Annotated in this window: 14 protein-coding genes; 3 read left to right on the top strand and 11 right to left on the bottom strand. The window is 67.6% G+C overall.

Features of this window, described 5'->3' with window-relative positions; all coding sequences use genetic code 11:
• A partial coding sequence (locus Q664_RS59785) for a hypothetical protein (RefSeq protein WP_043413478.1) occupies nt 1–1,273 on the top strand: 1,273 nt, incomplete at its 5' end.
• A 504-nt stretch (nt 1,274–1,777) separates the two neighbouring features.
• On the opposite strand, the gene Q664_RS62520 is transcribed toward Q664_RS59785, so the two are convergent.
• Entirely contained in the window at nt 1,778–1,912 is a 135-nt protein-coding gene (locus tag Q664_RS62520; protein WP_268811465.1) for a hypothetical protein, read from the bottom strand.
• Nucleotides 1,913–2,121: 209 nt separating this feature from the next.
• Here Q664_RS62520 and Q664_RS55880 point away from each other — a divergent pair, with 209 nt between their 5' ends.
• Nucleotides 2,122–4,305 carry an RCC1 domain-containing protein gene (locus tag Q664_RS55880; protein ID WP_481955005.1) on the top strand — a complete coding sequence of 728 codons (2,184 nt, stop codon included), beginning with the start codon at nt 2,122–2,124 and terminating at the stop codon, nt 4,303–4,305.
• Between the two features lie 501 nt (nt 4,306–4,806).
• Here the strand turns inward: Q664_RS55880 and Q664_RS58655 are convergent.
• The 5 genes from Q664_RS58655 to Q664_RS48635 all read right to left on the bottom strand — a co-directional run bounded on the left by Q664_RS58655 (nt 4,807) and on the right by Q664_RS48635 (nt 9,799).
• Nucleotides 4,807–6,054 (bottom strand): hypothetical protein, encoded by a 1,248-nt coding sequence (locus Q664_RS58655; RefSeq protein ID WP_043413476.1) that lies wholly within the window; start codon nt 6,052–6,054, stop codon nt 4,807–4,809.
• 168 nt (nt 6,055–6,222) lie between these two features.
• Entirely contained in the window at nt 6,223–7,590 is a 1,368-nt protein-coding gene (locus Q664_RS48650; protein WP_052519651.1) for a sensor histidine kinase, read from the bottom strand.
• A gap of 17 nt (nt 7,591–7,607) precedes the next feature.
• Nucleotides 7,608–8,000 carry a response regulator gene (locus Q664_RS48645; RefSeq protein WP_043413474.1) on the bottom strand — a complete coding sequence of 131 codons (393 nt, stop codon included), beginning with the start codon at nt 7,998–8,000 and terminating at the stop codon, nt 7,608–7,610.
• A gap of 302 nt (nt 8,001–8,302) precedes the next feature.
• The gene (locus tag Q664_RS48640; RefSeq protein ID WP_043413470.1) at nt 8,303–8,902 is read right to left on the bottom strand and encodes a CoA pyrophosphatase; all 600 of its coding nucleotides are present in this window, start codon (nt 8,900–8,902) and stop codon (nt 8,303–8,305) included.
• A 3-nt stretch (nt 8,903–8,905) separates the two neighbouring features.
• The gene (locus tag Q664_RS48635; RefSeq protein ID WP_043413468.1) at nt 8,906–9,799 is read right to left on the bottom strand and encodes an undecaprenyl-diphosphate phosphatase; all 894 of its coding nucleotides are present in this window, start codon (nt 9,797–9,799) and stop codon (nt 8,906–8,908) included.
• Between the two features lie 79 nt (nt 9,800–9,878).
• Between Q664_RS48635 and Q664_RS48630 the strand changes: the two genes are divergently transcribed.
• Nucleotides 9,879–10,370, top strand: coding sequence for a YchJ family protein (locus tag Q664_RS48630; RefSeq protein ID WP_043413464.1), 492 nt, complete (start codon nt 9,879–9,881; stop codon nt 10,368–10,370).
• 63 nt (nt 10,371–10,433) lie between these two features.
• On the opposite strand, the gene Q664_RS48625 is transcribed toward Q664_RS48630, so the two are convergent.
• The 5 genes from Q664_RS48625 to Q664_RS48605 form a co-directional block, all read right to left on the bottom strand.
• Nucleotides 10,434–12,005 (bottom strand): Do family serine endopeptidase, encoded by a 1,572-nt coding sequence (locus Q664_RS48625; protein WP_043413462.1) that lies wholly within the window; start codon nt 12,003–12,005, stop codon nt 10,434–10,436.
• A gap of 161 nt (nt 12,006–12,166) precedes the next feature.
• Nucleotides 12,167–12,409 (bottom strand): DUF2381 family protein, encoded by a 243-nt coding sequence (locus Q664_RS62515; RefSeq protein WP_425117490.1) that lies wholly within the window; start codon nt 12,407–12,409, stop codon nt 12,167–12,169.
• Complete coding sequence (locus Q664_RS62510) at nt 12,409–12,867, bottom strand: DUF2381 family protein (RefSeq protein WP_043413455.1); 459 nt, start codon at nt 12,865–12,867, stop codon at nt 12,409–12,411. The genes Q664_RS62515 and Q664_RS62510 overlap by 1 nt, the downstream gene beginning before the upstream one ends.
• A complete protein-coding gene (locus Q664_RS58645) occupies nt 12,864–13,091 on the bottom strand; it encodes a DUF2381 family protein (RefSeq protein ID WP_043413453.1) in 228 nt (75 codons plus the stop codon). Before Q664_RS58645 ends, Q664_RS62510 begins: the two co-directional genes overlap by 4 nt.
• 69 nt (nt 13,092–13,160) lie before the next feature.
• A partial coding sequence (locus Q664_RS48605) for a serine/threonine protein kinase (RefSeq protein WP_043413452.1) occupies nt 13,161–15,112 on the bottom strand: 1,952 nt, incomplete at its 5' end.

Genomic DNA, 15,112 nt, shown 5'->3' with positions numbered 1-15,112 from the left:
CCATGAAAAGGCGCAGGACCTTTGGGATGCCACGTCCGCGACCCTCCGCGGAGTAAAGGCCGATTCTCTCGAACCCAAGGTCCGCGATTTTATCGCCGCGCTCCTCGCGCGTACGACGCACATGGGCGTGGTCGCGCTCCTCCTCGTCCTGGCCCAACCGGCGATGCTTGTGGTGCAAACAACCCTGCTGTCCGCACAGAATGAAAAGCTGGACCGACAGAACAGCCTGATGGCCGCCGAACAGAGCGTTCACCTGCGCCGCCTGTTCACCCCCGAGAAAGATGACAAGTTCGGTTACCTCTCACTTTCCATTTCAAAGTGGAACTATCAGCAGCGGATTTCCGGGCTGATGGCCGCTGGGCTCGGTGCAGCACAACCAGAACTCATTGCCCCGCTGCTCCAGAGCCTCATCCGAGATCCCGATCCACGTATCAGCTATGCGGCACTCGTCGCATCCAAGGAGCTTCTCGCTCATGAGCGGGAGGATGTGCGCGCAGCCTTCGCCAAGCGGCTCAACCCAGCATTGCCAGACATCGTCGAGCGCATCCGGACAAAGAAAGGCGATGCGCATCTGGAAGACCTCAAATCACTGCGCTCCATCGGAGTGGACGCAGTGCCCGCTGTCTTGGCTCACTTTCCGGTCCTACAGTTCGATGCGGCATCCTTCCTGTGGGAGTTCGGAGAAGGTGCCCCCGGCGCATATGCGTTCATCCTTGATGAAATCGCCAAAACGAACGCGCTCCTTGAGAGACCTGTCTCTGGCTCGGAGAGCAGCGAGATGATCGAGGCAGAACAGCGGCGCCTTGAAATAGCCATCGACACCATTGCACCCAACATCCTGCGCCAAGAAGCGTTCCATCCGTATCTACGCGCCACGATGAAGGACCTGGAGGCAACGACCCATGCACGGGCCGTGTACCAACTGCTCGCACAGGGAAGCTTGTGGGCCAAGCCATTCGTGCCCGAGGTACTCAAATCCCTCGAAAAAGCTTCCGCCACATTCCTGCGGGCAGACATGCTTCGTGCGCTCGTGGTTTCGGATCCTCCCAGCGATGAGATCTTTGAACTCCTCACCAACGAACTGGGCAACTCCTCTTCGTTGATCTGGGCCGCTGCCAAGGAGACCCTGGTCAAGATGAACCTCACGCCTCAGCAGGAAGAGGCTCTGCGACATCGATACGATACGACCCAGGAGCATTCGCACCAATTGATGCTGCTCGATGCCATTGAGGCTCGGAAGGCCGCACGCACATCCACCCAGACGACTCCTTAAATGAAGAGCTGGAGGCACTACGCCGCCCAGCGGCGCACGATGCGGTCCGTGGCCTCGGCCTGAGCCGCATCCACCAGAAGCACCATGCCGCCTCCCCGCGCCCCCAACCGCACGCGTCCGTTGCCGGCCGTCGGCCCGAGCGCACCTCATCCGCATGCCACAGTTCTTCCCCGCTGACGAACAACACCTGCCGCATGCGCACGCCGAACTACGGCTCCGATAACCGCCGCTTGTGCTCCACGAGCAGTTCCACCGTCACGTCCGCAGCAGGCTTCCCGGTCCCCGAGCAGGTGAGGCCAAGGAAGGCGGTATACCCAAGCCGGAGCAACCTCGCACACCCTGCGAGTCGTCCACCTCGCCCGCGAAGGGTTGGCGGTCAGGCCCAAGAGCGAGGCGAGCATGCCGCGAGGTACTCGGAGAAGGAGCAGTCTCCTTCGATGCGCACCTCGTCCCAGACCGGCAGAGCATGGAGATGCCTTAGGCACCCACAGACGCCAGCGACACCTACACCGGCTCGCCGAAGCGCGGCTGCCACATGAGCCGCTTCGGGGTGAACCAGAACCGCCCCATGCACCACAGGTAGTAGCAGTTCCGCTTGCGAAAAGCATGGGCGAAGGCGTGCCGAACCGCTTCAGCCATCGCGGTTGGTGATGGTCAACAGGCGTGCAGATGCCCATACGCAAGCCATCCAAGCAGATAACCACTCCCACACTCCCCCAGGCGAGCAAATATCTACATATCTATGGAAATATGACATTTCCAACTACAGATGGCCGTGGATGGCCAGGAGTAACTGAGTGAGGAACTGCACGTCGTGGTGGATAAACAAGTCAATCTGGCTCGGACTTTTGCTGGTGGTCAGCTGTAGTCAGCCGACCAATAGTCCGGGAGAAGTGGTTGCCCACAGTTTTTCTCTGCGAGGCACGCAAGCTCGAGTTCGTATCGCTGCTGAAGGAAGCCATTCTCTGGCGGTGCGCTCAGATGGTACCGTCTGGGCAGCAGGCGCCAACTACTCCGGTCAACTGGGGGATGGCTCCACAACCAGCCGATCCATGCCTGTGAAAGTGCAAGGCCTGAATGGGATCGTGTCTGTAGCTGCTGGCAATTCCCATTCACTGGCAGTGCGCTCAGACGGCACCGTGTGGGCCTGGGGCGACAACTCGTACGGCCAACTGGGGGACGGCACCACAACAACCCGCTCTGTGCCCGTACAAGTGCAAGGCCTGAACGGTGTATTGTCCGTGGCCGCTGACTATCATCAATCTCTAGCGGTCCGCCCCGATGGTACTGTTTGGACCTGGGGCCACAATCAATCAGGCCAACTCGGGGATGGAACCACGACCCACCGCTTTGCACCAGTGCAGGTGCAAGGCCTGAGTGGAGTCCTCGCAGTGGCCGCCGGCGATCAACACTCAGTTGCAATGCGATCCGATGGCACTGTTTGGACTTGGGGTAGCAACTACTCTGGACAGCTGGGAGATGGGTCTACAACTAATCGCCTCCGGCCAGGACAAGTGCCTGGGCTGAGCGGGGTGGTGGCCGTGACCGCAGGGGGTGATCACTCGCTGGCGTTGCGTTCTGACGGCACCCCGTGGGCCTGGGGCAGCAACTCCTTCAGCCAGTTAGGCGATGGCTCCAGGATTACACGCACCGTCCCAGTGCAGGTACCCGGAATGAGCGGGGTGGTAGCTGTGGCTGCAGGTGACTACCACTCTTTGGCGGTTCGCTCCAACGGCACCACATGGGCTTGGGGTACCAACTCCGAAGGCCAATTGGGCGATGGCTCCAAGCTTACTCGCGTTGCTCCGGTGCAAGTGCAGGGGCTGAGTGGGATCATGACCGTAGCCGCTGGCCCTTTCCATTCATTGGCAGTGCGCTCTGATGGCACTCTGTGGACTTGGGGATCCAATGCCGACGGACAGCGCGGAGATGGAACCACGAACAACCGGTCCGCGCCAATGCAAGTACCAGGACTGAGTGGAGTGGTAACAGTGGTTGCAGGCGATTACCACTCGTTGGTAGCGCGCGATGACGGTACCGTTTGGGCTTGGGGCTACAACCAATACGGCCAACTGGGAGATGGCACATCAAGCAGTCGCACTGCGCCCGTGCAGGTACCAGGACTGACTGGGGTGATGACCGTGGCTGCAGGTTCCAACCATTCATTGGCCGTGCGCTATGACGGCACCGTTTGGGCTTGGGGTAACAACCAATACGGCCAGTTGGGGGATGCAACCCGGACCAATCGCACCACACCCGTTCAGGTGCAAGGACTGAGCGGGGTTTTGGCCGTGTCTGCTGGCTCTTACCACTCGCTGGCGGTGCGCTACGACGGCACCGTGTGGGCATGGGGAGACAACCAATACAGTGAACTGGGAGATGGCACCACAAACAGCCGCACCACCCCCGTTCAGGTGCAGGGATTGAGCGGAGTTGTATCCGTAACTGCTGGATATGTTCACTCACTGGCTGTGCGCTACGACGGCACTGTGTGGGCATGGGGTCGCAATACAGACAGTCGGTTGGGAGATGGCACCACGACAGACCGCTCTTTGCCGGTACAGGTACCAGGGTTGAGCGGAGCCGTAACGGTGGACGCGGGCACCTTCCACTCGTTAGTGGTGCACTCCGATGGTCCCCTCTGGACCTGGGGCGGCAATTACTTCGGCCAACTGGGGGATGGCACTGGAACTTGGCGCTTGACGCCGGTGCAGGTGCAAGGACTGAACGGGGTGCTGGCCGTGACCGCTGGCTATCACCACTCGCTGGCAGTGCGTTCTGATGGCACCCTGTGGGCTTGGGGTAACAACCAATACGGCCAGTTGGGAGATAGCACCACGACTAGTCGCTTCGTGCCGGTACAGGCACAAGGATTGAACGAGATAGCAACCGTGGCTGCGGGATCTTTTCACTCACTGGCACTGCGCTCCGACGGCACTGCATGGGCCTGGGGCTTCAATTCTGACGGACAGTTGGGCATCGGAGGGTTACCAACTTACGCAACCACTGCCATTCAATCCTTGTTGTATTGAATGCAACGCATCATCTGTTCCTCATCTCATCCTGCGACGCCAGCCTGACGGACAGCCACTCCGTGGGCGAAGCGTGCAGTCATAGGCACGTCGCAGCAGCCGACCAGCACTGTTCCACGAGATCTGGGTTATATGAATCGAGACCCACGTCGACCAGTTTCATCTGACGATGTGTAAAAAAAGAGCCGGTGGCCTCAGCACCACTGGCTCTTCTCTTTTCATCCACCCGCACCAGCAAGCAAGAGCCGGTAGGAGTAGTGACGAAAGGTGATACCAGCCTTCCCGGCCTTCAGCACATTAGGAAGCCCGGCGACCATTTCTTCACACTGCAGAAACATGGGCATGCTTTTTATGCTTGAGCGCTCTGAAGTGAGTATCCCTGTCCTCCACATGCCGAGTGGTAGGAGTACTTCCGGGGGCTGTGGCCGAGCGAGCCCAAGCAATTGGACATGGTAGGCGTTAATTCCCGGGCGCGATGAAACCAGAAAGATACAGCTCGATTCACGCCGCCCAGCGGCGCACGATGCGGTCCGTGGCCTCGGCCTGGGCCGCATCCGCCAGCAGTTCCATGCCCATGCCCCGCGCCCCCAGCCGCACGCGCCCGTTGTCGACGGCCGGCCCCGAGCGCACCTCGTCCGCGTGCCACAGCTCTCCCCCGCTGGCGAGCACCACCTGCCGCATGCGCACGTCGAACTCCGGCTCCGACAGCAGCCGCATGTGCTCCACCAGCAGTTCCACCGTCACGTCCGCCTCGGGCTTCCGCGTCCCCGGGCCCGTGAGGACACGGAAGACATCGGCATAGCGCTCGGCCGGGAGGAACGCGGCATACCCGGGCCGGAGCACCGCCACCCCGGGCTCCGACTTCTCACCGGCTCGCGCGCGCTCCGGGGCACGCCAGGCCGGGAGCACCGACACCTCGTGCACCCGCGGCGTGCCGTCCACCTCGCCCGCGAAGGGCGACTGGCGGTGCAGGTCCAACAGCGAGGCGAGCAGGCTCGCCTGGCCCGCGTGGCGCACGGTGAAGGCGCGGTCGCCCTCGACGCGCACCTGGCCCCAGGCGGGCAGCGCGGAGATGCCCTTGGAGCCAATGGACGCCAGCGACACCTGCACCGGCTCGCCGAAACGCGGCTGCCACATCAACCGCTTCGCGGTGAGCCAGAAGTGCCCCGTGCACCGCAGGTAGTAATAGAGGACGAGCGCCCCGCCCGCGAAGAGCATGGGCGCGGGCCTGCCGAACCGCTCCAGCCCATAGCGGTTGGTGATGGCCAGCAGCGCGAACACCCACGTGCCGGGCCAGGAGAGCAGATTCCGCAACCCCTGCCGGCCCTCGAGCAGCACCGGCTCGTCACCCCCGGGCGGCTGAGGCCGGGGCTCGCTCAGCAACGTCTCCAGACGGCCGAGCACCTCGCCCAGCGACGCCCCACCCCGCCGGGTGAAGTGGGAGAGCCGCTTGCGCGCGAGCACCTCCAGCCGCTCGCGCTGACGCAACAGCCTCGGGCAGCCACCGCCGTCCCGGGCCAGCAGCTCGCGCACGGGGGTCTCCAGCCGCAGCGCCCCGCGCAGCCAGTCCGGTTGCGCGCGCATCAGGCGCTTCCACCGCGGCGAGCGCATCACCCGGAGCAGTCCGGTGTAGCAGGCGTCCCCCTGAGCCACGACCTCCGCGGCCTCACGTACGCCGGACCCGGCACCGTCCTCGAAGGGAGTGCCGGTATCGGAGTGGGCGACGACGTTGGGGGATGCCTGGAGCATGCCGTGAGTCCTCTCGACAGTTCACCTACCCAACGGCCTGGACCCGGGGTTCCATCCAGGTCACGAATCCTTGACAGCGGTGCCGCGCAGGGGAGGCGAACAGCCGAGCATAATGTCCCCTCCCGACCGCCCGCCAACCCGAGCGACCGTGACGCATGGCGTCACCCCTCAGCCCTCTCGGCGCCGCATGCCCCCGTCCGTGGAGGGCTCGTACTGGAGGAGCGGAGGCACCCGCGGCAGGAGGAGCTTGAAGCAGGTGCCCTTCCCCTCCTCGCTCTCCACCTCGATGCGGCCCCCGTGCGACTTCACGATGCCGTGCACCACCGACAGCCCCAGCCCCGTCCCCTCGCCCGCGGGCTTGGTGGTGAAGAAGGGCTCGAAGAGGTGGCGCTTCGTCTCCTCGGACATGCCCGTGCCGGTGTCGCTCACCTCCACGTGGAGGGAGTCCCCATCTCGGCGCGTGCGGATGCGCACCTCTCCACCGGACGCCGTGGCCTGCCCGGCGTTCACCAGCAGGTTCACCAGCACCTGGACGATCTGCCTCGGCCGGCCCACCGAGCGGCCCACGTCTCCCAGCTCCTTCTCCACCCGCACATGGCTCAGCTGGCCGTGGGCGATCCGCAGCGCCGTCTCCACCTCCGTGTCGAGCTCGTACGAGGTGTGGGCCTCCGGGTCTCCGCGAGCGAAGCGGCGCAGGTCCCCGACGATGGTGTTCACCCGCTTGATGCCGTCCAGCGTGGCCGGGAGCACGTCGTCCACGTACTCCTTCATCACCTCGGGCAGGTCCGGCGCGTCGCGCAGGTCCCGGAGCATCGAGTGGACGTTGCTCGTCACGAAGCTCATCGGGTTGTTGATTTCATGTGCCACGCCCGCCGCCAGCATGCCCAGGCTGGACAGCCGCTCCTGATCCAGCGCCCGCTGATGCAGTTGCTGCAACTCCTGGTGCGCGGCCGCCAGCTCGCCGTGGGTCCGCGCCAACGCCTGGTGGGTCTTCTCCAGCTCCTCGCGCTGCCGCAGCACCTGCTCCAGCACCCCGCGCAGCGCGGCGATCCGCTTCTCCGACACCAGGAAGCCGCAGGCGGCCAGCAGGAGGAACGCCGCGGACATGCCCGGCTCGGCGCCCGACCCCAGCGCCATCACGGCCACCCCGGCCAGGTAGATGACCGTGCGGAGGCGGACCCACCGGTCCATCCCGGAGAACAGCAGCAGGCTGTAGGGCACGAACACCCACGCCAGCGGATGCCAGTGCGTCGCGGTGCCCCCCACCACGCTCCCCGCCAGATTGGCGAGCATCCGCACCGTCTCCGCCATGGCCCGGCCGCCACGCCGGGACACCCACTCGACGAGCCACATGTTGACGAAGCCGAGCACCGCCCACACGCCCGCCAGCGCGAGGAGCACGGACCACTGGCCCCAGAACCCGATGAACAGCGCCACGTTGAACACGACCGGCCCCAGACCCGCGACCAGCTGGCTGCCCCGGTCGAACGGCTCCGTATCCGCGTCCACCGAGGCCTGCTTCGCGGGGGCGTCCATGGGTGCCGCGAAACGGCTCAGGGTCCCGACGAGGTGGCCGGTCCCGGGCCCTGTCCCTGTCCGCCCAGCAGGGCGCGCACGTCGGCCACCAGACGATCGTCGTCCCAGGGCTTGCTGATGAAGTGGGAGATGACCCCGGACTCGGACCCGCCCGACAGGTCCGCGTGCCCGGAGATGAGGATGCGCGCGGCCCGGGGCGCGATGCGCAGCACCTGCCCGAGCAGCTCCAGCCCGTTCATCCCCCGCATGCGGAAGTCGGAGATGACAACGTCCGCCTCGAAGGTGGCCAGCTTCTCGATGGCCTCCTGGCCATTGAGCGCCACCTCGATGGAGAAGCCCTCGCGCCTCAGCAGGCGGCGGAGGGCTCCAACGACATGTACTTCATCATCGACGATGAGAATCCTGGCCATGGGGGCTCCGAGCCACACCGGCACGTGCCTGCACCCTACACCAGATGCGGGAAGTGCTCGTGGCGGGACACTGGGTGGACAGGACGGCGGACGCTCGAGTGCCGGCATGCCGCACGAGCGGCCAGCCGGAGCGCTTCAGGGAGACGACGTGGGGCGTGAGAAGGGCAGGCATGGGACAGCAACCACGAAGACAGGGAAATCCTGATGACAGGAACTCCTCCGGGTCCCGATGATTCCTGGCCCGGCCCTCAAACAAGGAGACTCGCGAAAGAATAACAGAGACCGTCCCGCGCGGCGCGAGATCAACGTGTTTTCGGAGGAGGGAGACCGGACAGCTGGGAGGCCAGCCGCAGCAGATCCCTCAGGATGCGGCCAGTGGCACCCCAGATGACGTGGGTGCCATAGGTATAGAAGTCCACGTCGTACTCCACGCCACGTACATGGCGGCGCTCGGTGCGGCGGATGGCCGGGTCGAGGAGGACCTCCAGGGGCACCTCGACGATGAACTCCACCTCGTCCGGGTTGGGCCGGTACTCCAGGCCGTGGGGGATGACGCCCACGAAGGGCTGGATGCGGAACTCGGTGAGGGTGGGCACCTCGTCCAGGGGGCCGAGCACGCGCACCCCGGACACGTCGATGCCCAGCTCCTCGCGCGTCTCGCGCAGGGCGGTGTGCAGGGGGGTGGGGTCCTCGGGATCCCTCGAGCCGCCGGGGAAGGAGTACTGGCCGGCGTGGTGGCGCAGCGTGGTGGGGCGCTTGGTGAAGAGGACGTGGGGGACACCCTCGCGCACGAGGAGGGGCACCAGCACCGCGGCCTCGCGCATCACGACCCCGGGCAGGTGCAGGGCCCGGGGGGCCCGGGTGGTCAGGTGCTTCTCCAGCGCGTCGAAGAGTGCGTCCACGGCTCAGTCCGTTCCCTGCCTCTCCACGGGGACCTTCAGAGGCGTGTTGGGGGTATCCACATTCTCCACTCCGGACAAGGGGCGGAGGACGCCCTGGTTGAGCAGCACCAGCAGCACCACGCCCAGCACCACCCGGTAGACGATGAAGATGAGGGTGGAGCGCTTGCGCAGGTAGCTCAACAACCAGGCGATGGCGGCCCATCCCGAGGCGAAGGCCACCAGCGTGCCCGTCACCAGGGCCATGGTGGAGGGACGCTCGGTGGCCTCCAGCAGGTGCTTGAGCTCGAAGATGCCGGCCAGGGAGGTGGCGGGGATGGAGAGCAGGAAGGAGTAGCGCGCCGCGTCCTCGCGCCGCAGGCCCAGGGACAGGGCGCCGGTGATGGTGGTGCCCGAGCGCGAGGAGCCGGGGATGAGGGCGAGTGCCTGCCACAGCCCGACGATGAGGCCATCGCGCCAGCGCATGTCGTCCAGGGTGCGCTTGTGGGAGGCCATCCGCTCCACGACGAAGAGGATGAGGGCGAGGACGATGAGGCTGCCGGAGATGACGTAGAGGGAGCGGAGGGAGCCCTCGATGGTCTTCTTGAAGGCCAGGCCGCAGATGCCGATGGGCAGGGTGCCGATGAGGACGAACCAGGCCAGGCGCGAGTCGGTGGTGCCGAAGGGCTCGCGCCGCGCGAGGCCCTGGAAGAAGGCGCGCAGGAGGGTGACGATGTCGTGGCGGAAGTAGATGAGGACGGCGGCCACGGTGCCGAGCTGGATGACGGCGGAGTAGGCGGCGCCGGGGTCGGGCCAGCCGAGGAGCTCCGGGACGATGCGCAGGTGCGCGGTGGAGCTGATGGGGAGGAACTCGGTCAGCCCCTGGACCAGCCCGAGGACGATGGCTTGAAGGAGACTCATACGTGTGGGGAAGTGGATGTATGCGCTACCCTGCGGGGCAGCAAGAGCCTTCGTCGCTGGCTGTCGTCCGGGAACGTCCATGCCCCCTGCCCCCCCCTGTCCCTGCACCTCCGGCCTGCGCTACCGCGAGTGTTGTGCGCGCTACCATCGAGGAGAAGCGGAGGCAGCGGACGCCGAGGCGCTGATGCGCTCGCGTTACAGCGCCTTCGCGCTGAAGGAGGTGGAGTACCTGTGGCGCACGCTGCACCCGGAGCATCCGGACCGGGCGAGGCCGAAGGAGGAGATGCTGCGCGAGCTGCGGGCGGTGGCGAGCGGGCACAAGTACCCGAGGTTGCACGTGCTGGACCGCCAGCCGCCGGACGAGACGGGGAAGGCGGTGGTGCTCTTCTACGCGCGCATCTTCGAGAAGGGCAAGGACCGCTCGTTCGTGGAGCGGTCGGAGTTCCGTCACGATGGGACGGGGTGGCGCTACCTATCGGGAGACGGCTTCCCGGCGAGCGAAAGCCCCCGGCCCCCCGAGACCCTCACCCTGGCGGATTTCCCCTCTCCCACCGGGAGAGGGTCGGGGTGAGGGTGCCACGTGCCCCGGGTTGCAACTCCCTCTCCCGCTGGGAGAGGGTCGGGGTGAGGGTCATCACTCGGCGGGAATCGGGAGGGCCCGCAGCACGCGGTTCTCGCCCACCTGGATGCGCAGCAGCAGCACGGTGCCAGGCTTCTGCCCCCTGACGATCTGCGCGAACTCACGCGGGTTGCGAACCGGTTTGCTGGCGGCCTCGACGACGACCATGCCGGGCTGGAGGCCGGCGCGGTCCGCGGGAGAGCCCGGGTCCACGGCGACGATCATCGCGCCCTGCCGGACGCCCGGGGCCATGCGCGGATCCACCTCCTGGAGCCGCAGGCCCAGCTTGCGGCCGGTGTCCTCCTCGCGGCCCTGTTCGTCGGAACCGATGCCGTTGCCCTCGAGATCCGGGCGCTCGCCGAGCTTCACCCGCAGCTCCTGCTGCTTGCCGTTGCGGAAGACGGTGAGCTTCACGGTCTCATCGGGAGCGCGGAAGCCGATGTCCCGGGTGAGGCCGCGCGAGGACTCGACGGGCGTGCCGTTGATGGCGGTGATGACGTCATCCTCCTTGATGCCGGCCTTCGCGGAGGGAGTGTCCTCCTGCACGCCGGTGACGATGGCGCCCTTGCGCGCCGGCACGTTGAGCGCCTGGGCGAGCTCCGGCGTCAGGTCCTGCACCGACACGCCCAGCCAGCCGCGGCGGATCTTCCCCTTCTGCAACTGGGGCAGGAGCGCCTTGGCCATGTTGGCGGGGACGGCGAAGCCGATGCCCGAGCCGCCGCCGACGATGGCGGTGTTGATGCCGACGACCTCGCCCTTCATGTTGAAGAGAGGCCCGCCCGAGTTGCCCGGGTTGATGGCGGCATCCGTCTGCAGGAAGTTGTCATAGGGGCCGGCCTGGATGTCGCGCGCGCGGGCCGAGAGGATGCCGGCGCTGACGCTGGAGGTGAGGCCGAACGGGTTGCCGATGGCCACCACCCCGTCACCCACGCGGATGTCATCCGAGTTGCCGAGCCGGGCCACCGGCAGATCGCGGACGTTGCCCTGGAGCTGGATGAGGGCCAGGTCGGTGAGCGGATCCCTCCCGAGCACCTTGGCGTCGAACTCGCGGCCATCGTTGAGACGGATACGGATGTCGATGGCGTTCTCCACCACGTGGTTGTTGGTGAGGATGAGGCCATTGGAGTCGATGATGAAGCCCGAGCCCTCGCCCTGCTGGACGCGCTCCTCGGGGACGCCGCCGGGCGGCATGCCCTGGCCTCCGGGGACGCCGAAGAAGCGCTCGAACAGGTCGCCCGGGATGCCCTCCATGGCGGGGGCGCGCGCCTGGACCTGCACGTTGACGACGGTGTCATTCACGGCCTCGACCAGGTCCGCGATGGACTGCATCGGCCCCGAGCCGCCCACCGCCGCGGGCTGATGGGGAGCCGGCGGGGGCTGTTGCGCCTGCTGAGCCTGGCCGGCGCCTCCCGGGGCCGGAGCCTGGTCCTCGGAAGGAGACGCGGGAGCGCGGGCCTCGGGTTGCTCCGTGGCGGGCCGCGCGGGCCCGGCTTCCCGGGTGCGCGCCTCACACCCGGTAGCGACCACCAGCATGAGGGCATTGAACAGGACGAACTGCTGCCAGAAGGCCGAGCGGGCGTACTTCATCGAAGGGCATCCTCCCTTCGAGGGAAGATGAGGACCCCCCGCCGACTGACAACCACACGTCACGCAGGAGCGGACGGGCCGGGCCACCCTCGGCCGCTCCCTCCCTCCCGCACCGCCTCACAATCCCGAGCACCTCGCACTGGGCCGGCATGTCCAGGCGTTCATGGGAAGCGCACGCCGCGCACGGTAACGGTGCGCGCCCCGCCCACCTCGACCAGCTTCAAGAAGAAGGGGCCCTGGAGTTGCTCCACTGGGGCTTCCGCCTCCACCACGAGCCGCGCCACCTCTCCCGGCAACAGGGGCTCGGACTGCGACACCCGCGTCACCCGCAGCCGGACACCGTCTGGGCTCACCAGCTCCGCCCCCTCCGTCATCCAGGGCTGGGCGCTGGTGTTCCGCACCATCAACTCCACCGCCACCTGCTTCTGTTTCTCGGCGTGGTAGCTCCAGGCGTCCGCCACCTCCAGGGGCGCGCCGGGACGCTGGGTGAGGTCGCGCTCGAGGTCGCGCGCCTCGATGCCCTGCCCCGACCCACCAGCCCGGCGCCCAGCGACTCCAGGAGGCCTCCGGCACAGGGCCCCTGCGGACGGGCACGCTCCTGCGCCAGCGCGGCCTCGCACCGCTCGGCCCGCTCGCGCTGCTGCCGGGACTCCAGGTGCCATGACTCCCCGGAGCGGGGCTGGCGGTACACCCGCACCTGGTGCTCGGCCCGGAGCGCGTCCTCCACCAGCCGGAGGGTGACGCTTCCGGGCACCTGCCCGTCCGCGAAGCGCACCGTCACCAGCAGGGGCCTGTCCGGCGGCGGAGACTGCGTGGGCAACAGTGTCACCAGGCCCTCGGCCTCGTTCACCGCCACCTTCACCCCCTGCCCCCCTCCACCCTCACGCCACCGGATTGCAGCGGCGTGTCGAACTCGAGCGTGGTGGACTGGTGGGGGCGGATGCGCACCGGGTGCAGCTCCCCAGCGTTCTCCGCCGTCAGCTCCAGGTGGCGTGCGCCCGACGTGTCCCAGTCCTCTCCATGGGGCGAGGCGGGCGTGGACACGAGCAGCGCGAGCAACAGGGGGGCGGCGAGCAGGGTGGACATGGGGGTGACCTCCAGAGTGGTCCACACTAGCAGGGCCTTGGAAGTCGGCCCCTCCTGTTTCTCCTACGGTTAGTGCCAGTGCCCTTCCTTGTCGTACCGCCATGCCTCGCCGAAGCGCTTCACCGGGCGGAGAATCGCACTGATGCGGATGACGGCGGTGTCCTGGCCACTGCCCTCCTCCTTCTCCCAGCCCCATCGAGTGTTGGAGTATGCCTCCAGGCACACCGGATGGGACTGGCCCCCAGGGGTGTACGCCTGGGTGAAGCGGGCCTGCACCCGCTCGCCGAAGAGCAACTGGCCGGTGAACAGGGTGCCGCGCGGCAGCTTGCCCCAGTGGTCCTGGGCAGAGAGGCGCACCGTCACCAGGCCCGGCTTCACGATGCTCTTCGCCCAGCCCCGCCGCTCGATATTCTCCACCCCCGGCCCCGGCTGAAAGAGGACTGTCTCGGACTCGTCAGTGAGCGCCAACTCCTTCATGGCCTGGGCGGCACCGGGGGGGCACTCGGCGGGAGGGGGCAGCGGGGGCGTGGGCAGCACGTGGGCGGTGGTGGCGGGACTGGGACAGCCGCTGGCCAGGGTGCAGCCGAGCACGGCCGCGCCCACCTTCGTGGCCGAGGAGCCCGTCCGCTTCGGGGGAGGGGAGGCTTTGGCTGGAGTCTTCACGCGCGTCTCGTCCTTGGGCGTCGCACGGGCGACGGGCGCGGGGGTTGCCGCCTCATGAGGCGCCGCACCGCCGTCACCTTCTGGCCGCTTCCACGGGGACGCCACTTCCTGGCCGCCCGGCTCCAGGCTGATAGGAAGGAACTCCGAAGGTAGGCTGGCGCGAGGTGTCCCCACCGGTGACGGCGTGCGCACGGAAGCAGGGGGCGAGGAGCGCAGGGCGAGCCACAGGCCCAGGCACAGCACGAGCACCGCACCGGCGGCCAGCGGCACCCGGGGCGTGCGTGCGGTGGGCCGAGCGGTGTCCTGGACTCGCGGAGCCGGCGGTGTCACCGCCGGAGCCTCGTCCGCCGCTCGCGGCACCTCGGGCCTGGCGGGCGGCACGGGCTCCTCCACGGCCACCGGGAGCACTGCCACTTCCGGTGCCACCTCGCACTGGCCCCGTGGGGAGGCGAGTGGCACGCCCTCCTCCGAAGCCGCCTGGGGCACCGCCACCTCGGGTGGCTCCCCCTGCGCGGAGCCCGGCACGGACGGCTCCGAGAACGCCACGCCCACGGCGGAAGCCTCCGGAGGCGGCGCGTGCGAGGGCAGCAGGGTGGACACCTCGTCGGGCGCACGCGGCCTGCCGCGCACCAGGGCATGGGCGTAGCGGGCCCGCCGCTCGAAGAGCGCCACCAGGTCCGCCCCCCACCCCATGCCGTGCTCGAGCACGGTGGTGGCGTGTTGCGGCCCCCACGCCTCGCCCAGCGGCACCCGCCACGCCTCGTCCGCCTGCTTCAGCGCCTGTGCGAGGGCCGCGTCCACCGCGAGCGCATCCGCGTACCCCTCCTCGGGCTGTTTGCGCAGCATGCGCCAGCACACCTCGCCCAGCGCCCGCGGCACCCGGGGGTTGTACTCGTGGGGCACTGGCGGCTCCTCGTGCAACACGGCGTGCACCAGCTCGCCCTCGCCGCCCAGGAAGGGCAGCCGGCCGGTGAGGGTGAGGTAGAGCTCCACGCCGAGTGCCCACACGTCGTCTCCCGGGCAGGCGCGCGAGTCCTCCAGTCCGCGCCAGGCACGCCACACCCGGGGGCCGAGGTAGGACCAGCTGCCCGGAGGAAAGGCCCCCGTCAACCGGGGGGCGTCCTGGTAGGTGGCCACGCCGAAGTCCACCAGCACCACCTGCCCCTCGCCCCGCACCAGCAGGTTGGCGCCCTTGACGTCGCGGTGCACCACACCGGCGGCGTGCACCACCGACAGCTGGCGCGCGCCCTGGCCGAAGAGGTGCGCCACCTGGAGGGCGCAGGGGTTGTGCACGCGCGTCCACAAGTCCAGCGGCAGCCCGCGCACCAGCGGCATGACGAGGAAGAGGTAGAGGGGTT

This window comes from Archangium violaceum Cb vi76, assembly GCF_000733295.1.
In the GTDB taxonomy this organism is placed as follows: Bacteria; Myxococcota; Myxococcia; order Myxococcales; family Myxococcaceae; genus Archangium; species Archangium violaceum.
This window is presented reverse-complemented; position numbering and strand designations above follow the sequence as displayed.

Excerpts from the sequence above, each read along its gene's own strand:
- Q664_RS48650 (WP_052519651.1), bottom strand. The coding sequence starts at position 7,590 with ATGGACGCCCCCGCGAAGCAGGCCTCGGTGGACGCGGATACGGAGCCG.
- Q664_RS62520 (WP_268811465.1), bottom strand. The coding sequence starts at position 1,912 with ATGGCTGAAGCGGTTCGGCACGCCTTCGCCCATGCTTTTCGCAAGCGG.
- Q664_RS48635 (WP_043413468.1), bottom strand. The coding sequence starts at position 9,799 with ATGAGTCTCCTTCAAGCCATCGTCCTCGGGCTGGTCCAGGGGCTGACC.
- Q664_RS58645 (WP_043413453.1), bottom strand. The coding sequence starts at position 13,091 with ATGTCCACCCTGCTCGCCGCCCCCCTGTTGCTCGCGCTGCTCGTGTCC.
- Q664_RS48625 (WP_043413462.1), bottom strand. The coding sequence starts at position 12,005 with ATGAAGTACGCCCGCTCGGCCTTCTGGCAGCAGTTCGTCCTGTTCAAT.
- Q664_RS48645 (WP_043413474.1), bottom strand. The coding sequence starts at position 8,000 with ATGGCCAGGATTCTCATCGTCGATGATGAAGTACATGTCGTTGGAGCC.
- Q664_RS62515 (WP_425117490.1), bottom strand. The coding sequence starts at position 12,409 with ATGGTGCGGAACACCAGCGCCCAGCCCTGGATGACGGAGGGGGCGGAG.
- Q664_RS58655 (WP_043413476.1), bottom strand. The coding sequence starts at position 6,054 with ATGCTCCAGGCATCCCCCAACGTCGTCGCCCACTCCGATACCGGCACT.
- Q664_RS48630 (WP_043413464.1), top strand. The coding sequence starts at position 9,879 with ATGCCCCCTGCCCCCCCCTGTCCCTGCACCTCCGGCCTGCGCTACCGC.